At 48.4% G+C, this 20,542-nt stretch carries 17 protein-coding genes; 13 read left to right on the top strand and 4 right to left on the bottom strand.

What is annotated here, in order from left to right:
* Window positions 1–56: 56 nt before the first annotated feature.
* From DXD65_RS12845 to DXD65_RS12860, 4 genes are read left to right on the top strand one after another with little or no spacing between them, the layout of a single operon-like run.
* Complete coding sequence (locus tag DXD65_RS12845; RefSeq protein WP_008662567.1) at window positions 57–1,565, top strand: amino acid adenylation domain-containing protein; 1,509 nt, start codon at window positions 57–59, stop codon at window positions 1,563–1,565.
* 8 nt (window positions 1,566–1,573) lie between these two features.
* Window positions 1,574–1,816 (top strand): acyl carrier protein, encoded by a 243-nt coding sequence (locus DXD65_RS12850; protein WP_005830717.1) that lies wholly within the window; start codon window positions 1,574–1,576, stop codon window positions 1,814–1,816.
* A gap of 3 nt (window positions 1,817–1,819) precedes the next feature.
* Window positions 1,820–3,208: an MBOAT family O-acyltransferase gene (locus DXD65_RS12855; protein WP_008662563.1), complete on the top strand. Its 1,389-nt coding sequence runs from the start codon at window positions 1,820–1,822 to the stop codon at window positions 3,206–3,208.
* A gap of 12 nt (window positions 3,209–3,220) precedes the next feature.
* Entirely contained in the window at window positions 3,221–4,309 is a 1,089-nt protein-coding gene (locus tag DXD65_RS12860) for a hypothetical protein (protein WP_005830721.1), read from the top strand.
* Here the strand turns inward: DXD65_RS12860 and upp are convergent.
* Window positions 4,252–4,911: a uracil phosphoribosyltransferase gene (gene upp, locus DXD65_RS12865; protein ID WP_005830723.1), complete on the bottom strand. Its 660-nt coding sequence runs from the start codon at window positions 4,909–4,911 to the stop codon at window positions 4,252–4,254. The two genes, DXD65_RS12860 and upp, sit on opposite strands and share 58 nt — an antisense overlap.
* Window positions 4,912–5,204: 293 nt before the next feature.
* On the opposite strand from upp, the gene pckA reads away from it, so the two are divergent.
* Window positions 5,205–6,812 carry a phosphoenolpyruvate carboxykinase (ATP) gene (gene pckA, locus DXD65_RS12870; protein WP_008662559.1) on the top strand — a complete coding sequence of 536 codons (1,608 nt, stop codon included), beginning with the start codon at window positions 5,205–5,207 and terminating at the stop codon, window positions 6,810–6,812.
* Window positions 6,813–6,949: 137 nt separating this feature from the next.
* Window positions 6,950–7,597, top strand: coding sequence for a nitroreductase family protein (locus DXD65_RS12875; protein ID WP_022400767.1), 648 nt, complete (start codon window positions 6,950–6,952; stop codon window positions 7,595–7,597).
* A gap of 90 nt (window positions 7,598–7,687) precedes the next feature.
* On the opposite strand, the gene typA is transcribed toward DXD65_RS12875, so the two are convergent.
* The gene (typA, locus tag DXD65_RS12880) at window positions 7,688–9,487 is read right to left on the bottom strand and encodes a translational GTPase TypA (RefSeq protein ID WP_005830735.1); all 1,800 of its coding nucleotides are present in this window, start codon (window positions 9,485–9,487) and stop codon (window positions 7,688–7,690) included.
* A 158-nt stretch (window positions 9,488–9,645) separates the two neighbouring features.
* On the opposite strand from typA, the gene rpsO reads away from it, so the two are divergent.
* The 6 genes from rpsO to DXD65_RS12910 all read left to right on the top strand — a co-directional run bounded on the left by rpsO (window position 9,646) and on the right by DXD65_RS12910 (window position 16,351).
* The gene (rpsO, locus tag DXD65_RS12885) at window positions 9,646–9,915 is read left to right on the top strand and encodes a 30S ribosomal protein S15 (protein ID WP_005830737.1); all 270 of its coding nucleotides are present in this window, start codon (window positions 9,646–9,648) and stop codon (window positions 9,913–9,915) included.
* A 92-nt stretch (window positions 9,916–10,007) separates the two neighbouring features.
* Window positions 10,008–10,895 carry a helix-turn-helix domain-containing protein gene (locus tag DXD65_RS12890; RefSeq protein ID WP_005830741.1) on the top strand — a complete coding sequence of 296 codons (888 nt, stop codon included), beginning with the start codon at window positions 10,008–10,010 and terminating at the stop codon, window positions 10,893–10,895.
* Window positions 10,896–10,908: 13 nt separating this feature from the next.
* Complete coding sequence (locus tag DXD65_RS12895; protein WP_005830743.1) at window positions 10,909–11,397, top strand: DUF4251 domain-containing protein; 489 nt, start codon at window positions 10,909–10,911, stop codon at window positions 11,395–11,397.
* Window positions 11,398–11,540: 143 nt separating this feature from the next.
* Window positions 11,541–13,865 (top strand): outer membrane beta-barrel family protein, encoded by a 2,325-nt coding sequence (locus DXD65_RS12900; RefSeq protein ID WP_034532744.1) that lies wholly within the window; start codon window positions 11,541–11,543, stop codon window positions 13,863–13,865.
* Window positions 13,866–14,041: 176 nt separating this feature from the next.
* Window positions 14,042–14,617 carry a helix-turn-helix domain-containing protein gene (locus tag DXD65_RS12905; RefSeq protein WP_005830747.1) on the top strand — a complete coding sequence of 192 codons (576 nt, stop codon included), beginning with the start codon at window positions 14,042–14,044 and terminating at the stop codon, window positions 14,615–14,617.
* 87 nt (window positions 14,618–14,704) lie between these two features.
* A complete protein-coding gene (locus DXD65_RS12910; RefSeq protein ID WP_008662551.1) occupies window positions 14,705–16,351 on the top strand; it encodes an AMP-binding protein in 1,647 nt (548 codons plus the stop codon).
* 105 nt (window positions 16,352–16,456) lie between these two features.
* On the opposite strand, the gene DXD65_RS12915 is transcribed toward DXD65_RS12910, so the two are convergent.
* Together DXD65_RS12915 and DXD65_RS12920 are read right to left on the bottom strand one after the other, a co-directional pair.
* Window positions 16,457–16,948 (bottom strand): S-ribosylhomocysteine lyase, encoded by a 492-nt coding sequence (locus DXD65_RS12915; protein WP_008662549.1) that lies wholly within the window; start codon window positions 16,946–16,948, stop codon window positions 16,457–16,459.
* Window positions 16,949–16,972: 24 nt separating this feature from the next.
* The gene (locus tag DXD65_RS12920; RefSeq protein ID WP_008662547.1) at window positions 16,973–17,677 is read right to left on the bottom strand and encodes a 5'-methylthioadenosine/adenosylhomocysteine nucleosidase; all 705 of its coding nucleotides are present in this window, start codon (window positions 17,675–17,677) and stop codon (window positions 16,973–16,975) included.
* A gap of 244 nt (window positions 17,678–17,921) precedes the next feature.
* Here DXD65_RS12920 and DXD65_RS12925 point away from each other — a divergent pair, with 244 nt between their 5' ends.
* Complete coding sequence (locus DXD65_RS12925) at window positions 17,922–20,432, top strand: YfhO family protein (RefSeq protein WP_117887706.1); 2,511 nt, start codon at window positions 17,922–17,924, stop codon at window positions 20,430–20,432.
* Window positions 20,433–20,542: the final 110 nt, after the last annotated feature.

A 20,542-nucleotide genomic window follows, 5' to 3' on the forward strand; every position in this document is an offset into this window, starting at 1 on the left:
TGAACGACGGACAAACATCGCTTCCGCAAAAACTGAACTATAACATAACGGACTAAATGAAAAAGTATCCAAATGACTTGATTGGCGACATCATGAAAGCCTTCGGCAAATATGCCGACCGACCGGCATTCGTCATCGAAGACACGGCCTGCACTTATGGAGAGCTGGCAACTTGCGTACAGAAAATATCCTCCCTATTCAAGGACAGAGAAGACAAAATTATCGGCATCGTCGCAGAAAACAGACTGGAAACATACGCATCCATACTATCTGCACTGATTTGCGGAAAGACATACGTCATCCTGCATCCTTCCTACCCCAAACATAGGAACGACAGAATTGCCGACTCGGCAGGCATTCGCCTCGTGCTGCATACCGAGAATATCCATGTCTTGAACCTCGACACCCGGAATCTGGAACTGATATGTACCTCCGAAATAGAGCAGGCAGAGAACTCCGCCACGTTCCATGCCGCAGAAGACATCCTCCATACGGCAGAAGAGGAAAATGCCTACATCATCTTTACCTCCGGAAGCACGGGCGAACCCAAAGGAGTACCCATCTCCCGCCGTAACCTGAATGCTTTCTATACCGCCTACCACCGCCTCGGCTGGCAACTGGACGAGAACGACCGGATGCTGCAGATGTTCGAACTCACTTTTGACGTTTCCATCGTATCCTTTCTATATCCGCTGACGCTGGGTGCTTGCATATACACCGTTTCTCCGGAAGGCGTGAAATACATCAACGTAATTGAAACTCTGGAAAAATACGACCTGACCTTCGCTGCCGTGGCCCCTTCACTGCTCCAGCTGCTACGTCCCTATTTTCCGGAGATACACCTCCCCGCACTTAGATATCTAGTGGTTACTGCCGAGGCTTCTGACGCGGAGCTGTTGGATGCTTTCAGAAAATGTGTCCCCAATGCCTCTTTCATAAACCTATACGGACCGACAGAGGGAACCATCTACTGCACTGCCTACCGGATACCCGTCACCTCCTGCAAGCATCACAACGGCATGACCGCTATCGGAAGGCCTTTCGAAGGCATCGATGCCCTAATTATGGATAACGACGGTCGCCCGCTGCCTACCGGAGAAACCGGCGAACTATGGATTAGCGGCAATCAAGTGATGGGTGGATACTGGAATGCTCCCGAAAAAAACGGGGAATGCCTCGTAGAGACCGCCAATGGAAAAGTATACTACAAGACGGGAGACCTCTGCCGGATGGATGCCGACGGTGACATCATCTATTGCGGACGAAAAGACTCACAGATAAAGATACAAGGATTTCGCATCGAGCTGAGCGAGATTGAACATGTGGCAAAAAACTTTTTCAACGGTGAATGCCGTGTAGTCGTCATTCCCAAATACGACAACGGCAATCAGTGCGAACTACATCTCGTCGTAGAGAAGAAACAGCTCGACAAACAGCAGATGGAGGAATATCTGTATAGCAGGCTTCCCTACTACATGATTCCCAAGCATATGCATTGCCTGGAACAGTTTCCGCTGAACACCAGTAGCAAAACAGACAGAAAGAAAATACAAGAACTAATTTAAACTTGACAATGGATACACAGACTATTTTGAATGAAATGAGCCTCATCTTTCGGGAGGTACTGAAAAGAGAGAACATTGTACTTGACAATGAGACCACCGCCCAGGATGTGGAAGGATGGGATTCACTGACCAACATGCAACTGATAAACAAGATAGAGAAGAAATTCAATGTACGCTTCACCTTCAGAGATATTGTAAAACTCAAAAACGTGGGAGACATCTGCCATGCCATTTTAACCAAAACCAACTAGGAAATGTCATTCATATCCCTGAACTTCGTCGTACTGTTTGCGTGTACTTTCATTCTATACCATACGCTTCCTTCACGATTCAGAAAAGCGACCTTACTGACAGCCAGCTGCCTCTTCATAGGCTTCTACCACCTCGCTTTTCTGATAACGGCCCTCATCCTCACGCTTACCACCTTCTACCTTGGCAAATGGATAGGACAGGCCAAGCGGGAAAGCGGCATGAAGGGAATTTATTTTTCAGGTGTGTGTTTTCTGGTTGTAAGCTGGTTGGCATTCCGGTATGCTGACCGGCTTACAAACTGCCACATTCTCTTTCCACTGGGAATCTCTTTCTATACTTTCCAGGCCATTTCGTACCTGACAGAAATCTACTGGCAAGAAGAAGAACCGGAAAAGAGCCTGCCCGACTTCATGATATACATGCTCTTCTTCATGAAGTTCCTTTCCGGTCCCATAGAAAGAGCAAGTGACATGCTCCCCCAACTGAAGTCCTGCAAAGCCACGGACTATACATCCATGGTCTACGGAATGAGACTGATTGTCGTGGGACTAATAAAGAAACTGATACTGGCCGACTCCATCGCCCCATACATAGACGGTGTCTTCGGGTCGGTATACACAGCCTCGGGCGTGCAATTGCTGATGGCATGCCTCCTATATCCGATAGAGCTGTATGCCGACTTCTCCGGATATACCGACATCGCATTGGGAGGAGCGCGCATGCTGGGATTCAAGCTCAGCCCAAACTTCAACCGGCCGTTCATTGCACAGACCACTGCCGACTTCTGGCGCCGATGGCACATGTCGCTTTCATTCTGGGTACGCGACTATCTGTACCTCCCGTTGTCCTCGAACCTGCGTGGATGGGGACAATGGGGCGTATTTCTAAGTCTGGCGCTGACCTTCACGGGACTGGGTATCTGGCATGGTGCCGGATGGAACTTCGCTGTCTACGGACTAATTCAAGGTGTCATCATCTTCTACGAGATGAAGACCACAGCATTTCACCGCAGACTGAAAGCCCAATTGGGAAGCCGCTTATATGCCACATTATCCGTCGTAAGGACCTACCTACTTTTTGCCGTATCTCTGATATTCTTCCGGGCAAGTTCTATGGCCGAAGCGTTCCACTACATCAGCCACCTCTCCTTCGGCGTACATTACAGTTGGAAGGAAATGAACATCGGAATGCCGGACCACAACAGCATTGTGGCAGGAAGCGCACTCGTACTGATATTGGTTTACGAATATTTCATGTCCAAGCATGATTTGCTAGAAGCCCTCGGACGACAGCCGGCAGCCGTAAGATGGAGTATCTATTATCTGCTCGCCATAATACTTTTCACACTGGGACAGTTCAACTCGGACAGCTTCATATATTTACAATTTTGACAATAAAGACACATGATGAAGAAAAACAGCGAACGGAACGCAGCCATACGTTTCATGAAAAAGCTCTTTATCCTTTTTATCCCTTTTATAGCCCTACTGGCAGTCTATTTCCTGGACGACCCTTTCATGGTCCTGAAGAACTATGAACGATACGACCAAACCCCGGTTGTACTAAACGAAGGGCACGTGGGGTGGCAGATGTATCTGAACAACCGGGATACCATCCCCATCGACTCCTATATCATGGGAAACTCCTGCACTATGGCTTATCAATGCCATGAATGGGAGAAATACCTCCACGGCGGAAGAGCCGTACGGCTATTCGGAAATGCCGAAAGCCTTGCCGCCGTCTGCCTGAAGCTGAAGGCACTGGACAAGGCAGGTGCAACAATCAAGAACCTGCTGCTGATTATCGACAAGGAATCATTGCACAACGACCGTTGCCTGACCGGACATTCCAACATTCTGCCACCCGCCATATCGGGAATAAGCAGCTTCAAGTTTCAGAAGGAATTCTGCCAAGCCTTCTTCTACCCGAACTTTCTCTTCCCCTATCTGGACTACAAGCTGTTCCATACCTATCGCCCTTACATGAAAGGGGTTATAAACCCCTATGGCTCCACCCGAAACCCGGTAACCAATGACGTGTTAAATCCCAGAGAGAAAATGATAAAGGAAGAGGGAGATAAGTACTGGGAAAACCGGAAAGGAGAATTCACCAAAGAGAAAATGAAGAATTATAGAGACGGGAAATACCGGGAAGCCCCCCAAGTGCTCAGGGAAAAGCAAATCAATCTGTTGCAGGAAATAAAGTGGATTTGCCGGAAACATGATACCGATGTAAAAATCATTATCAGTCCCGACTACCTGCAAGTCAACATAAACCCTGCCGACGTAAAGACACTGAAGCGCTTCTTCGGAAAACGGAATGTATTTGATTTCACCGGTATCAACGAATACACGGAAGACATCCACAATTATTATGAACCGGGTCATTATAGGCCCGCACTTGGGAAAAGGCTGATGGAAAAGATATATGAACCTTATATCTTGTCACCGAACGCCAAATCTCCGGCATCTCCCAGCCCGGGAACGATATAGGAATGCTCGTTCATCTCCGGGTCGATTGCTGCACACCACAAGGTCACTTCATCTCCAGGGAACAGCTTTTCCAGATGCTCTACGCCCTGCTGGCTGGCTATGACACAAGCTATCTGCAACTTGGCCGGCATCCCCTTGGTGACGAAGGCCTTCCAGGCCAATTCCATACTTTCTCCCGTGGCAAGCATCGGGTCTACAATCAATAATGTCTTCTTGGACAAATCCGGAGTAGCGATGTATTCGATGTGTACATCCACCGTACGGCATTCCTTATCCTTATAATAACGGTAAGCGGAAACAAAAGCGTTCCCGGCATGGTCGAACATATTCAAGAATCCAGTATGCAAAGGCAATCCGGCACGGAAAACAGTGGCAATCACCACCTCGTCATCGGGTGTGCTGACCGACGCCACCCCCAAGGGAGTCTGTACCTGCTTGACAGAATACGTCAGTTCCTTACTCATTTCATACGCCATTATCTCTCCAATGCGTTCAATATTACGGCGGAAGCGCATACGGTCGCCCTGGACTGCTACATCACGAATTTCCGCCACGTATTGGTTCAAGACAGAATTTGTCTCGGCAAAGTTGATAACCTTCATAATTATAGAATGTTTTGATGTGCAAAGTAAACGAATTTCACCCAATTTGCAACATTCAGTTAGCAGATATTGTTATGGTTTTATAAAAGATTTCCTATTAGAGAAAAATTTCTCTAATAGAGCTTTTCTTTAAAAAGAAAGTATTACTTTTGTAGGCGAAAAACAAGGGACCTGCTGAAAAGCAGGAAAAAAAGAGCTTTTCTACACCCGTTTTTCCTTGTAAATCAAAGGTAAAAAGAGATTAAGGAAAGAGATTATAAACCAAATACCAACATTTTAAATCATTAAAAGAAATGGCAAATTTAGATTTAAGCAAGTACGGTATCCAAGACGTGAAGGAAATTATCCACAACCCGTCTTACGATGTACTGTTCGCAGAAGAAACCAAACCAGGTTTGGAAGGTTTTGAAAAAGGTCAGGTAACTGAACTGGGTGCTGTAAATGTAATGACAGGTATCTATACCGGTCGTTCTCCTAAAGATAAATTCTTCGTAATGAATGAAGCCAGCAAGGATTCTGTATGGTGGACTTCTGAAGAATACAAAAACGACAACAAACCTTGCTCTGAAGAAGCTTGGGCTGACTTGAAAGCTAAAGCTGTTAAGCAGCTGAGCGGCAAGCGTCTGTTTGTTGTTGATACCTTCTGTGGTGCCAACCCCGCTACTCGTATGAAAGTACGTTTCATCATGGAAGTGGCATGGCAGGCTCACTTCGTAACTAACATGTTCATCCGCCCGACTGCTGAAGAACTGGCTAACTACGGAGAACCCGATTTCGTATCATTCAACGCTTCTAAGGCAAAAGTTGACAACTACAAGGAACTGGGTCTGAACTCTGAAACAGCTACTGTATTCAACTTGAAGACCAACGAACAGGTTATCTTGAACACTTGGTACGGCGGTGAAATGAAGAAGGGTATGTTCTCTATCATGAACTACAAGAACCCGTTGCGTGGTATCGCTTCTATGCACTGCTCTGCCAACACTAACATGGAAGGTACTGACTCTGCTATCTTCTTCGGTCTGTCCGGTACTGGTAAGACTACCTTGTCAACTGACCCGAAACGTCTGTTGATCGGTGACGACGAACACGGATGGGATGACGAAGGTGTATTCAACTACGAAGGTGGTTGCTATGCTAAGGTTATCAACCTGGATAAAGAAAGCGAACCCGATATCTACGCTGCCATCAAGCGTGACGCTCTGTTGGAGAATGTTACAGTAGCTGCTGACGGTAAGATTGACTTCGCTGACAAGAGCGTAACTGAAAACACTCGTGTTTCTTATCCTATCTACCACATCAATAACATCGTTAAGCCGGTTTCCAAGGGTCCTCACGCTCACCAGGTAATTTTCTTGTCTGCCGACGCATTCGGTGTATTACCTCCGGTATCTATCCTGAACCCTGAACAAGCTCAGTACTACTTCTTGTCTGGCTTTACTGCTAAGTTGGCTGGTACAGAACGTGGCATCACTGAACCGACTCCGACATTCTCTGCTTGCTTCGGTGCTGCTTTCTTGAGCTTGCATCCTACTAAATATGCAGAAGAATTGGTTAAGAAGATGAACAAGGTTGGTGCTAAGGCATACTTGGTTAACACTGGTTGGAACGGTAGCGGCAAACGTATCTCTATCAAAGATACTCGTGGTATCATCGACGCTATCCTCGACGGTTCTATCGACAAGGCTCCGACGAAGGTTATTCCTTTCTTCGACTTCGTGGTTCCTACTGAATTGCCTAATGTAGATCCGAAGATTCTTGATCCTCGCGATACTTACGAATGCGCTTGCCAATGGGAAGAAAAAGCAAAAGACCTGGCTGGTCGCTTCATCAAGAACTTCGCTAAGTTCACTGGCAACGAAGCTGGTAAGGCTTTGGTTGCTGCTGGTCCGAAGCTCTAATCTGACAATAAAGTTAGAAACATATGGAAAAGGTATCTCCTCCGGGAGATGCCTTTTTTCTTTTTTAATATCTCTATCTCATTGATAATCCGAAAGTTTTAGTAGTTTTGCAGAAACCATTATTCAAATAAAGCAATATGAAAAGTATCAGATTGATGTTGGCAGGCGCAAGTTTGTTACTGCTCTGCAGTTGCGGTGCCCAGGTCCAGAAAGAGACCCAAGTTGCCAATGCAAATGAAAGCAAAGAGAATGCGGTGATTGAAACCATCATGTCACGCCGCAGCATCCGCCAGTACAAACCGCAAGCCGTGAATCGCGACACCATGCAGATTATCCTGGATTGCGGTATCAATGCACCCAACGGACAGAACAAGCAATCGTGGGAAGTGCGTGTAGTGGATAACCCGGATTTCATCAACGGCATCACGGAAATCTACAAGAAGGAAAATCCCAAAGCCGCCGAAGACCCGAAATTCAAGAACATGTTTCGCAACGCTTCTACAGTAGTATTTATTGCCAATGACCCGTCTTATGACCTTTCGCAGATTGACTGCGGACTGCTGGGTGAGAATATGATTCTATCAGCCTGGTCCATGGGAATCGGTTCTTGCTGCTTGGGCGGTCCCACGCGCTTCATGACCTCTACTCCGGCTGCTGCCGAATACCTGAAGAAACTGGATATTCCGGAAGGCTATCAGCTACTTTACTGTATCGCTTTCGGCTATCCGGACGAAACGCCCACTGCCAAACCCCGTAATGCGGCAAAGGTAAAATTCATCGATTGACTTTCGTTTGAATGACGACAATAAAAAGGAGTGCCTCACCTTTCGGCGGGGCACTCCTTTCATATATAACAACTAAAACTCTTCTGTTTATCAGTTCTTGTTTGCGCGTTTACGCTCAAGCTCATCGAGGATAACCTTACGCATACGCATTGATTTAGGAGTAACTTCCACATATTCATCCTCCTTGATGTACTCCAGTGCCTCCTCAAGAGAGAACTGTACGGGAGGAATCAGACGTGCCTTGTCATCCGAACCACTGGCACGCATATTGGTAAGCTTCTTGGACTTCGTTACATTAATCACCAAGTCGTTGTCATGGGAATGCTCGCCCACTACCTGGCCTGCATAAACCTCTTCCTGCGGGAAAATGAAGAATTTGCCGCGGTCCTGCAACTTGTCAATGGCATAGGCAAAAGCCGTACCGGACTCCATGGCAATCATAGAACCGTTGGTACGCCGTTCAATCTCACCCTTATACGGTTGATATTCCTTAAAACGGTGTGCCATGATAGCCTCGCCGGCAGAAGCGGTCAACACATTGGTACGCAGACCGATGATACCGCGCGACGGCATGTCGAACTCAAGATTTACACGTTCGCCGGCACTTTCCATCTTCACCATTTCACCTTTACGACGGGTCACCATATCAATCATCTTGCTGGCATATTCTTCGGGAACATTGATGGTAAGCTCTTCAATAGGTTCGCATTTCACGCCGTCAATCTCCTTGAAGATTACCTGCGGTTGCCCTACCTGCAACTCATACCCTTCACGACGCATGGTCTCAATCAGTACGGAAAGATGAAGCACGCCACGGCCGGAAACAATCCACTTGCCGTCTTCCTCGCTCTTGCGCACGCGAAGTGCAAGATTCTTATCCAACTCCTTCATCAAACGGTCGTGGATGTGGCGGGAAGTAACAAACTTACCTTCCTTACCGAAGAACGGAGAGTCATTAATGGTGAAGAGCATACTCATCGTAGGTTCATCAATGGCAATAGGCGGCAACGCTTCCGGATTTTCGTAATCGCAGACCGTATCTCCGATTTCGAATCCTTCGATACCTACCAACGCACAGATGTCACCGGAAGACACTTCCTGCACCTTTACACGGCCCATACCTTCGAATGTATGCAATTCCTTGATTTTTGATTTCACGATACTCCCGTCACGCTTTGCCAAAGACACATTCATGCCTTCTTTCAATATGCCACGGTGTACGCGGCCCACAGCAATACGCCCGGTATACGAAGAATAATCCAGCGAAGTAACCAGCATTTGCGGTGTACCCTCCAACTGTTCGGGGGCAGGAATATTCTCCAAGATACAGTCCAGAAGCGGATAAATGTTATCAGTCGGCTGCTGCCAGTCGGTACTCATCCAATTATTCTTGGCAGAACCGTAGATAACGGGGAAATCCAGCTGGTCCTCGGTTGCATTCAGGCTGAACATCAAGTCGAACACCATCTCGTACACTTCTTCGGGACGGCAATTTGGCTTATCCACCTTATTCACAACAACGATAGGTTTCAGACCAATCTGCAGAGCTTTCTGCAATACAAACCGTGTCTGCGGCATAGGACCTTCGAAAGCATCCACAAGCAGAATGCATCCATCCGCCATATTCAATACACGTTCCACTTCACCTCCGAAGTCACTGTGTCCCGGAGTATCAATAATGTTAATCTTGGTGTCTTTGTAGTTGATAGAAACGTTCTTTGAGAGAATCGTTATACCTCGTTCACGCTCCAGGTCATTGTTATCCAACATTAATTCACCTGTGCTCTGGTTGCTGCGGAAAAGGTTTCCGGCCAAAAGCATCTTGTCAACGAGCGTCGTTTTCCCATGGTCCACATGGGCAATAATTGCAATGTTTCTAATCTTTTGCATATAATACCTATTATTTTCAGGCGACAAAGTTAGTGATTTTGGATTAGATATGCAGTATAGATATGATTTTTTTGCTGAATATCATTGTGATATAAAAGTTTATCCCTATCTTTGCAGCCCCGAAAGGGAATATTTATAATAACTTTTAATTAAACATTATGTATTTAGACGCTGCTAAAAAGCAAGAAATCTTCGGCAAATACGGAAAGTCTAACACTGATACTGGCTCAGCTGAGGCTCAGATAGCTTTGTTTTCCTACCGTATTGCTCGTCTGACTGAGCACCTTAAGCTCAACAGAAAGGATTATAGTACAGAAAGAGCTTTGACTATGTTGGTAGGTAAACGCCGTGCGTTGCTGACTTATCTGAAGGACCGCGACATCACCAGATATCGTGCTATCGTCAAAGAACTCGGCTTGCGTAAGTAATCTACTTGCGGCAAAACCATTAAAAAAGGAAGTTTTCCAAAAGGAAACTTCCTTTTTTGTTCATAATCCGATTTATACCTAATTTTGTATCCATGAAAAGAAAAGTATCAGCAGCAAATCTTTCGATAGCAATCACTTTTCTATTGATACTGCTATCATTCGGCTTCGGTTATCGCAGCTATTCGCAGGCAGAACAACGTGTGGTCTCTGACCTGAACCAGGCACTGCAACGCACAGTATTGCAGAACAAGGGATTATGGTTGAATGCGGACACAATCCAGACTTATGCCAAACTACAAGAAGTGATAGGTGCCCCCGTTTCTGTAAACGGTTCCCACAGAGCCTTTACCGAAGCATTGTCCATCACCGGATTGAAAGATGTCTCTACCCTTTCGCTGCATATACTGAAAAAGAACTCTCCCGCCACCGTATTCAATGAGATTCCTGCCGGATGTCTTGCCAGCGACACATTGGTATGGCTCTCCACCACAGCCGATGCATCTGGACTGACACTTTCCTTCCGGGGATATGCCCGTTGCTCAGCTACCATGCTGTTCAGCTTATCCAAGCAGACAATTCCGGCAACATTGCTATTGGCCGCCCTGCTGTGGGGAGGATTCACCTTTTTCTATTTCCGTCGGCGCACAAAGACTAATGCCAGTAACGGGCAGCAACAAGAAAACTTCATTACCTTCGGCAACCTTTCGCTTTCCCTCCAGGAAGCCTGCTTCTATAACGAACAGCAGGAAAAGCTAAAACTCACCCCCATGCAGTACACACTGATGGAGATGTTCTACCTTTCTTCCTCACACCTACTTTTCAAATCCGACATCTGCCAATCGCTATGGCCGGGAAAAGACAATGCAGACGAAACGCTTTACACATTGATACGGCGTCTGAAGCCCATTGTCGAGGATAACAGCAACCTCAGAATAACAACAGATCGTGGCCGCGCCTACGGACTGGAAATAAAAACCTAAACATTATAGAATCATGAAGACTAACAAACTTATCCTATTAGGGCTAATCTGCCTGACTGTCGCAATGCCGACAACCGCCCAAAACCGTAACGAAAAGAAAGAGCGCACTGAACGTGCTGTAAAAGAAGCTATTGCTGCTAAACAATACAAAATCAACGTAGATCGGATGCAACCGATGAGAGGCGGTAGCCGTAACTTGACCACCAACTACACACTGGAAATCAGAAACGACTCCGTTTTCTCTTACCTGCCTTACTTTGGAGTGGCCTACAATGCTCCGTATGGAGGAGGCAAGAGCCTGAATTTCAATGCATCCATCACCGGATACACAACCAGAGCACTCAAAAAAGGCAAAATCCAAATAGACTTCAAGACCCGTAGTGATGAAGACAATTATGAGTACCGCCTCACCATCTTTCCCGATGGTTCTACCAGTATCCATGTGCAACCCATGAACAAACAGTCCATCTCGTTCACCGGAGAGATGGATACAGAAAAGTAATCATCTTCCCCCTTTAAAAGGACAAAAGAAAGTATTGTCAGTCTATTGTCAGGCAAATGTCAGACAACTATCCGCTTTTTGTTTCTTCCATCCCGGCAGAAAGCGGATACCTTCGTGTCCCGAAATCAAACAACAACCGGAACATGAAACAGATAATATGTATTCTTGCCCTGCTCCTAATGAGCGTCACGACAACAAAAGCACAAACCAGCCCGGCAACACCCTCCATCCGAGGTAAAATTCTCACAGAGGAAAAGCAACCGATAGAGTTTACCAACATCGCCCTCCTTTCCGAAGATTCCACCTTCATACAAGGAACGTGTAGCCGAAGCGACGGTAGTTTTGAACTTCTCCCTCCCGCTCCCGGAAACTATCTACTACAAGTTTCTTCCATCGGTTACAAACCCCTTTGCCAGCCTTGCCCCACCGGGAGTACCCACAACTGGATATTGCAAACCGATGCCGTGCTACTTGCGGAAACCGTCATCACCGCCGCCCGCCCCGTTTTCCGACTAAAGGGCGGAAAGTTGGAGACAAGCGTACGGCAAACCCTGCTCGCATCCTTGAATGATGCCAACGACGTATTGAAACATATCCCCGGACTGCGCTCCTCTGATGAGGGGTATACCGTTTTTGGCAAAGGGACACCGGTCATCTATATAGACAACCGCCTTCTGCAAGACAACTCCGAGCTGCAACGCCTCTCTGCCGCCGATATTGAAAAAGTGGAGCTCATCACCAACCCGGGTGCAGAGTACGATGCTACCGTTAAAGCCGTTGTACGCATACGCACCGTACGTAACAAAAGAGACAGTTTTGGCGGTAATTTCCGTGCAGGAATCACCCAACGGAGACGCAACAGCCATTACGGACAAGTCAATCTGAATTATCAGAAGAAAGGACTGTCCCTGCTGGGCATGCTGTACACCAATTATGAAAACAGAAAACGCCACCAGGAGGTTCGCTACCAGATACCGTCCGAAATACAATGGGATGTAAATAACCGGGTTCACTTATATAATAAGAGACTACTTGCCGGAGGAAAAGCAAGCGCCAGTTACGACTTCAACCCCCAACACAGCCTCGGTGCCTCCTATGAGTTTCATCGTACCCCCGATTATCACAGCAGTGACCATTCGGCATATACCGTCCGGGCAAATGAAGAATTGGCCGATCACACCATACATTCCTCCCAAAACTTGCAGCAAACCAACCGGCACCAGCTGAATGCCTACTATCAGGGCAGCATAAAGCAACTCCACATAAACTTCAACACCGACCTGGTATACGGAAAAAGTTATAATCACCAGGAGGCTAAAGAAGAAAGCCAGACCGAAGGCAATCGCGACATCAGCTCTTTCAACCACGCCGACAACCGCCTTTATGCCGCCAAGTTGATTCTGACCCATCCCCTTTGGAAAGGTGAACTGAAGACCGGTGCCGATTACACCTTCATCCGGCGAAATGACAATTTCCTGAACCGGCAGCACATACTTCCCGATACAGACAGTCGAATCGACGAAAGCAAGTCCGCCGTCTTTGCCGAATACTCACTGACATTAGGAAAAATCAGCCTTCTTGCAGGACTGCGCTTCGAGCATGCCGTCTCCGACTATTGGGAGCAGGAAAAGTACGTGTCCGGTCAAAGTCGTACTTACAATGACTGGTGCCCCAACCTATCGGTAGACTTTCCTCTCGGCAAAGCCCAAGCCAATCTCAGCTATACAGCCAAAAGCAACCGCCCCAGCTTCTTCCAGCTACGTAGCACACTGAGTTATAACAACCGTTTCATCTACGAAGGCGGAAACCCACTGCTCACCCCCGAAACCAACCACGACCTGCAGTTCACGGCCCTTTACAAGTGGGTACAATTCGGACTTAACTACCAATACCGCCGCAATGCCATTGCCTTCATGACCAAAGAATACGAGGACAATCTGGATGTTGTCATCTTCACTACCGGAAATTTCAAACGGATGCAGTATCTCACCGCCTCTGCCCATCTGTCACCCACCGTCGGCATCTGGAAACCGGAGCTCGGCATCTACTTCGCCCAACCGTTCTTCAAAGTCACCAATCAAGGCAGTAGCAAGAATATGAACCGCGGCAGCATTTACCTCTTTCTGCAAAACAGTCTCCAGCTTCCGGACGAGTGGATTCTCTCCCTTGATGCCGACTACCAGAGCGAAGGCAACTTCGGCGCCATGCTGCAACGTTCCTATTGGGGCATAAACGCCGGCATCCGCAAAACATTCTTCAACAAAAGGCTGACGCTCGGACTGCAAGCCAATGACCTGTGGAATTCCCGGTATGGCTCCTTCATGCTGTTCGGTCCCCGGCTGACCTATACGAAAAAGGCAAACCCGGACTCGCGCAGCTTCTCCCTGAACCTAAGCTATCGTTTCAATGCAGCAGGCAAAGCGTACAAAGGAAAGCACGTATCGGAACAAGACTTGAAGCGGCTATAAACAGAACTTTGGGGAAGAAAGAGAAACAGAACAGAAGAATATTATACAAATAAGCCGACCACCGGAGATATTTCAGCAATATTTTCCCTCAGAATGTTGCATCAAGTAAAAGTTTCTCTTATTTTTGCGGTTTAACAGCTATAAATTATAACCTTTAGACAGAAAATACTATCATTATGGATACCAGCAAAATCGTAGGAGAAAAAATAAAATCACTCCGTGAAAGCCAATCCATCAGTATGGAAGAACTGGCACAGCGTTCGGGACTTGCTATCGAACAGATTGAACGTATAGAAAACAACATCGACCTCCCGTCACTGGCTCCCCTCATCAAGATAGCGCGTGTGCTGGGTGTACGTTTGGGAACTTTTCTTGACGACCAGGATGAGAACGGTCCCGTGGTCTGCCGTAAGGACGAGTCGCAGAACAGCATCAGTTTCTCCAACAATGCCATCCACAGCCGCAAGCATATGGAGTATCATTCACTCTCCAAATCCAAAGCCGACCGCCACATGGAGCCGTTTATCATTGATGTGGCCGCTACGGACGACAGTGACTTTGTACTCTCCTCACACGAAGGCGAAGAATTCATCATGGTGATGGAAGGAACCATGGAAATCAGTTACGGCAAAAACACCTACCTGCTCGAAGAAGGTGACAGCATCTATTACGATTCCATCGTTCCGCACCACGTACACGCCTATGAAGGGCAGGCAGCCAAGATACTTGCAGTAGTTTATACACCAATTTAAATTAATGGAAAATTGAAAGGTGAAAATGGAAAATGATAAATACTTTCTATTTTCACCTTTCAACTTTCCACTTTCAACTTCCACATCATGTTATACGAACGTACCCTCGGCCAATGGTTGGAACATTGGGCCGAAACAACACCAGACAAAGAATATATCGTTTACTCTGACCGCAACCTGCGTTTCACCTGGAGCCAGTTCAACCGCCGGGTGGACGACATGGCCAAAGGACTTATCGCCATCGGCGTGGAGCGGGGAACACACGTAGGTATCTGGGCAGCCAACGTACCCGACTGGCTGACTCTATTATACGCTTGCGCCAAGATAGGTGCCGTCTACGTAACGGTAAACACCAACTACAAACAGTCCGAGCTGGAATATCTCTGCCAGAACTCCGACATGCATACCCTCTGCATCGTCAATGGCGAAAAGGACAGTGACTTTGTGCAGATGACCTATACCATGCTTCCGGAACTGAAGACCTGCCAACGCGGACACTTGAAAAGCGAACGTTTCCCTTATATGAAAAACGTCATCTACGTGGGGCAGGAGAAGCACCGGGGCATGTACAACACGGCCGAAATACTTCTCTTGGGCAACAATATAGAAGACAGCCGCCTGAATGAACTCAAAAGTCAGGTCACTTGCCACGATGTAGTGAACATGCAATACACCTCCGGCACTACGGGATTCCCGAAAGGCGTCATGCTGACCCACTACAACATTGCCAACAACGGTTTCCTTACCGGTGAGCACATGAAGTTTACCGCCGATGACAAGCTCTGCGTCTGCGTACCATTGTTCCACTGCTTTGGCGTGGTACTTGCCACCATGAACTGCCTGACACACGGCTGTACAGAAGTAATGGTGGAACGCTTCAACCCACTGGTAGTGCTCGCCTCTATCCACAAGGAGCGCTGCACGGCACTTTACGGCGTACCCACCATGTTCATTGCCGAACTGAACCATCCGATGTTCGACATGTTCGACATGTCCAGCCTCCGTACGGGTATCATGGCAGGTTCCCTCTGCCCGGTAGAGCTGATGAAGCAGGTGGAAGAGAAAATGTACATGAAGGTAACCAGCGTTTACGGGCTGACCGAAGCTGCTCCCGGAATGACCGCCACCCGGATAGACGACCCGTTCGATGTACGTTGCAATACCGTAGGACACGACTTTGAACATACGGAAGTAAAGGTTATCGACCCCGAAACCGGAGAAGAGTGTCCCGTAGGCGTACAAGGTGAAATGTGCAACCGCGGATACAACACCATGAAGGGTTACTACAAAAACCCGGAAGCCACAGCCGAAGTCATTGATGAGAACGGCTTCCTGCACTCGGGAGACCTTGGAATAAAGGACGAGGACGGCAATTACCGCATTACAGGACGCATCAAGGACATGATTATCCGCGGTGGTGAAAATATCTATCCCCGCGAGATAGAAGAGTTCCTCTATCAACTGGAAGGCGTAAAAGACGTGCAGGTAGCCGGCATTCCCTCTAAGAAGTACGGTGAAGCCGTAGGCGCTTTCATCATCCTGCACGAAGGAGTGGATATGCACGAATCGGATGTACGAGACTTCTGCATCGGCAAAATATCACGCTACAAGATACCCAAGTATATCTTCTTCATCAAAGAATTCCCCATGACGGGAAGTGGCAAGATACAGAAATTCAAGCTGAAAGACCTGGGATTACAGCTTTGCAAGGAGCAGGGGATTGAGATTGTGTGATAATAAAGGATAAGAGATAAGGGGTTAGCGATTAGGGATTATTTGGGGCCGCATAGACTTTAATATAGGCATAAACCCATCCTTAATCCCTAATCGCTAACCCCCTTATTTTTCTTCTTTTTCCGGATACTTCATATTCTCCTCTTTCATCTGTTCCAAGACCTCATGCAGGTATTTGGCAGACTCCCATTTAGCCATCGGAAGGTCGTGGAGCAGGTAGTTGCCGCAATCTTGCGGAGCGGCACCGGGGACTTCACCTTCATATTCGGCAACAAAGCGGAAGGTGTCCTGCATCAGTGCCAGTATGTCCTGCGGCTTCAAGTCACCTTTCATCAGCAGATAATTACCGGTGAGGCAGCCCATGGGACCCCAATAGATAATCTTGTCCTGCCACTGCGGGTCATTGCGCAGGTAGGTGGCGGCAAGATGTTCGATAGTATGCAGAGCACCTTGTCCCAAAGCAGGCTCGCGATTGGGCTCTTTCATACGGATGTCGAAAGTAGTGACTGTTTCTCCGTTCACTTCATCCTGGCGGGATACGTAAATGCCGCGCAACAAGCGGATGTGGTCGATTGTAAAACTGGGAATCTTCTTCATGAGTTATAAGTTATAAGTTATGAGTTATAAATTGCTGGGAAGGGTGGAGAGGAAGGTCCATATCGTGAGGAACGAACGCTCTGCCATGGTTCCCCAGAAATCGGCATACTGCGAAGCATGGTCCTCTACTCCGGGTGTGTCGCTGATGATGCGGAAGCTGAGAAAAGGAACATTGTACAGATAGCAAGTCTGCGCAATGGCGGCAGACTCCATATCAACGGCAAGACCGTCGGGGAAACGTTGCTTGATGGTATCCAGCTCCGTACGGTTGGTGATGAACTGGTCGCCGGTACAGACAAGTCCGCTGTGGATGCGGCTTTCCATTCCGGCTTCGTTCAGCGACAAGGCATGTTTCAACAGAGAGGGACACCCCTCGTAAGAGGCGGGGAAACCTTGCACTTGTCCGTACTCGTTACCGTCGCCGCACCAGACGTCGTGATACACCAGACGTTGGCTTGCCACTACATCCGTCACCTTCAGGCAAGCATCAATGCCGCCCGCCACACCGGTGCTGACGATGCAGTCCGGAGAAAAGCGCCGTATCAGTTCCGAAGCTCCTACCGCTGCACTCACCTTACCGATGCCGCATTGCGTCAAGATTACATGGTTACCGCCCAATGTACCTTCCACATAGCGGAAACTACCATCGCCCGACGTATTCTTATCCTGCAAGCGCTCCACCAACCGGCGGTGTTCGCTGTCCATTGCACTGATTATCCCTATTGTCATATCTATAATAATTTAAGCTTGCATATTACCATTAAAGCACTTTAATCTTTTTTTGGAAAGGCAAAGGTACAACATTCTGCCGATAACGTGACAATAACAATCTGCATTTATGTATCTTTGCCACAAAAGCGAAGATAGGCTGCACCTCAACAAAACTTTTTCACGCAAGCATGAAAGTTCTGTATTCGGTTTGCACTATCTTTGCCCCACAATTGATTAATTGATAACTCATAACTTATAACTCATGAAGAAGCTTCTTCCCGACCTTATTGCCATCTTGGCATTCGTCCTCCTTTCCTTCGCCTACTTCTTCCCGGCGGATATAGAAAACCGTATTCTCTTTCAGCACGACACGGCTGCAGGAGCAGGGGCAGGACAAGAAGTCAAGGAGTATTACGAACAGACGGGCGAACGCAGCCGTTGGACAAACTCGCTGTTCGGCGGTATGCCCATGTATCAGATAGCCCCTTCGTATGACTCCACCAAGTCACTGCAGTGGGTACAGAAAGCCTACCAACTCTTCCTGCCCGACTATGTGTGCCTCACATTCATGCTGATGCTCGGCTTCTACATCCTGCTGCGCGTCTTCGGCATACCGGTCTGGCTGGCCGGACTGGGCGGTATCATGTGGGCATTCTCGTCCTATTTCTTCATCCTGATATCTGCCGGACACATCTGGAAGTTCATCACCCTTGCCTACGTGCCGCCCACCATAGCAGGCATTGTGCTCGCCTATCGTGGGAAACTGCTGTGGGGAGGCATCCTCACCGCCTTGTTCGTGGCCCTGCAAATCACCTCGAACCACGTGCAGATGTCCTATTACTTCTTCTTCGTCATCCTTTTCTTTGTGGGAGCCTACTTCGAGAAAGCATGGCGTACCAAGACATTGCCCCAGTTCTTCAAGGCAAGTGCCGTACTGATTGTGGCAGCCCTCGTCGGCATAGCCGCCAACGTATCCAACCTCTATCACACCTATGCCTACAGCAAAGAAACCATGCGCGGCAAAAGCGAACTGGTGCAGACCGGCGACGCTGCCAAGCAGACCAGTAGCGGGCTGGACCGCGACTACATCACCCAGTGGAGCTACGGCATCGACGAAACACTGACTCTGCTGGTGCCCAACTTCAAAGGCGGAGCATCTGCCGCCCTCAGCCAGAGTGAAACTGCCATGAGCAAGGCAAACCCGATGTACAGCAGTCTGTACGGCTCACTGACACAATATTTCGGTACCCAGCCCATGACGTCGGGTCCCGTCTACGTCGGAGCATTCGTCTTGTTTCTGTTCGTACTGGGATGCTTCATCGTGAAAGGACCGTTGAAGTGGGCATTGATAGGAGCCACCTTCTTCTCCATCGTCTTGTCCTGGGGCAAGAACTTCATGCCGCTGACGGATTTCTTCATCGATTACGTCCCGTTGTACAACAAGTTCCGCGCCGTGTCCTCCATCCTTGTCATAGCAGAGTTCACGATACCTTTGCTGGCTATCTTTGCCCTGAAACGCCTGCTCGAAGAGCCGGAAATCTTAAAACAGGAAAAGAAGCCCCTCGGCATCAGCCTGCTGCTCACTGCAGGCATCGCCCTGCTGCTTGCCGTTGCCCCGGGCAGCATCGGCTCCGGCTACGTGCCCGCCCAAGAGGCACAGATGCTGCAGAATGCCGTCAACCAGCAGATGATACCCGCCAACGAGCTCTCCGGCATCCTTGCCAACTTGGGAGAGATGCGTGCCGAACTCGTCAGCAGCGACGCCCTGCGTAGCTTCATCATCATAGGCATCGGCTGCAGCCTGCTCTGGCTCTATGCAAGCGGCAAGCTGCGCAGCTCGCTGACCATTGCAGGTATCACCATACTCTGCCTGGCAGATATGTGGGGGGTCAACAAGCGCTATCTGAATGATGCCCAGTTCGTGCCCCACTCCATCCGTACGGAAACCTTCACCAAGACAAATACAGACGAGCTGATACTACAAGATACCAGCTTGGACTATCGTGTATTGAACTTTGCCACCAGCACCTTCGATGACAACAACACCTCCTACTGGCACAAAAGCGTCGGCGGTTATCACCCGGCCAAGCTGCGCCGCTACCAGGAAATGATAGAGCATCACATCTCTCCCGAAATGCAGGCGGCCTACAAGGCCATTGCCACCGCCGGAGGTGAGATGGACAGCGTGGATGCCAATAAGTTCCGCGTACTGAACATGCTAAACACCAAATACTTCATCTTCCCTGCAGGACAGCAAAGACAAACCGTTCCCATCCTCAACCCGCACGCCTACGGCAATGCATGGTTTGTAAACAAGGTGCAGTATGTGAACAACGCCAACGAAGAGATTGACGCCCTGGACAGCATCATACCTACGGAGACAGCCGTAGTGGATGCCCGCTTCAAGGATGTGCTGAAAGGTGCCACGGAAAGTTATAAAGACAGCCTCTCCAGCATCCGCCTGACAAGTTACACACCTAACCGCCTGACGTACGAAACGAACAATGCCCAAGACGGTATTGCCGTATTCTCCGAAATCTATTATCCGGACGGCTGGCACGTAACCATCGACGGACAGCCTGCCGAACTGGCACGCGCCGACTATATCCTGCGCACAATGTATGTTCCTGCCGGACAGCACACCATCGAAATGCGCTTTGACCCCACCAGCCTGCACGTGACGGAAGGCATCGCCTACGGAGCACTGGCGCTGCTGGTGATAGGTATCATCGTGGCAGTGCTGATAGCCAAAAGGAAGTATGTAAAGGCATAAGAACAAATATCATATCATTCCCCCACAAGCACCCGACGCATTCCGCTATTCATACCCTGATACGGAATGCGTCGAGTGCTTATGTCCGTTCCGTTATCCCCTCATGTTTG

The sequence above is a fragment of the Bacteroides sp. 4_1_36 genome (assembly GCF_003466325.1).
GTDB classification, from domain to species: Bacteria; Bacteroidota; Bacteroidia; order Bacteroidales; family Bacteroidaceae; genus Bacteroides; species Bacteroides uniformis.

What these genes read in the sequence shown, in the direction of transcription:
- DXD65_RS12855 (WP_008662563.1), top strand. Translation starts at nt 1,820, where the DNA reads ATGTCATTCATATCCCTGAACTTCGTCGTACTGTTTGCGTGTACTTTC.
- DXD65_RS12925 (WP_117887706.1), top strand. Translation starts at nt 17,922, where the DNA reads ATGAAGAAGCTTCTTCCCGACCTTATTGCCATCTTGGCATTCGTCCTC.
- DXD65_RS12850 (WP_005830717.1), top strand. Translation starts at nt 1,574, where the DNA reads ATGGATACACAGACTATTTTGAATGAAATGAGCCTCATCTTTCGGGAG.
- DXD65_RS12860 (WP_005830721.1), top strand. Translation starts at nt 3,221, where the DNA reads ATGATGAAGAAAAACAGCGAACGGAACGCAGCCATACGTTTCATGAAA.
- DXD65_RS12910 (WP_008662551.1), top strand. Translation starts at nt 14,705, where the DNA reads ATGTTATACGAACGTACCCTCGGCCAATGGTTGGAACATTGGGCCGAA.
- DXD65_RS12905 (WP_005830747.1), top strand. Translation starts at nt 14,042, where the DNA reads ATGGATACCAGCAAAATCGTAGGAGAAAAAATAAAATCACTCCGTGAA.
- DXD65_RS12895 (WP_005830743.1), top strand. Translation starts at nt 10,909, where the DNA reads ATGAAGACTAACAAACTTATCCTATTAGGGCTAATCTGCCTGACTGTC.
- DXD65_RS12915 (WP_008662549.1), bottom strand. Translation starts at nt 16,948, where the DNA reads ATGAAGAAGATTCCCAGTTTTACAATCGACCACATCCGCTTGTTGCGC.
- rpsO (WP_005830737.1), top strand. Translation starts at nt 9,646, where the DNA reads ATGTATTTAGACGCTGCTAAAAAGCAAGAAATCTTCGGCAAATACGGA.
- typA (WP_005830735.1), bottom strand. Translation starts at nt 9,487, where the DNA reads ATGCAAAAGATTAGAAACATTGCAATTATTGCCCATGTGGACCATGGG.
- pckA (WP_008662559.1), top strand. Translation starts at nt 5,205, where the DNA reads ATGGCAAATTTAGATTTAAGCAAGTACGGTATCCAAGACGTGAAGGAA.
- upp (WP_005830723.1), bottom strand. Translation starts at nt 4,911, where the DNA reads ATGAAGGTTATCAACTTTGCCGAGACAAATTCTGTCTTGAACCAATAC.
- DXD65_RS12875 (WP_022400767.1), top strand. Translation starts at nt 6,950, where the DNA reads ATGAAAAGTATCAGATTGATGTTGGCAGGCGCAAGTTTGTTACTGCTC.
- DXD65_RS12845 (WP_008662567.1), top strand. Translation starts at nt 57, where the DNA reads ATGAAAAAGTATCCAAATGACTTGATTGGCGACATCATGAAAGCCTTC.
- DXD65_RS12890 (WP_005830741.1), top strand. Translation starts at nt 10,008, where the DNA reads ATGAAAAGAAAAGTATCAGCAGCAAATCTTTCGATAGCAATCACTTTT.
- DXD65_RS12920 (WP_008662547.1), bottom strand. Translation starts at nt 17,677, where the DNA reads ATGACAATAGGGATAATCAGTGCAATGGACAGCGAACACCGCCGGTTG.
- DXD65_RS12900 (WP_034532744.1), top strand. Translation starts at nt 11,541, where the DNA reads ATGAAACAGATAATATGTATTCTTGCCCTGCTCCTAATGAGCGTCACG.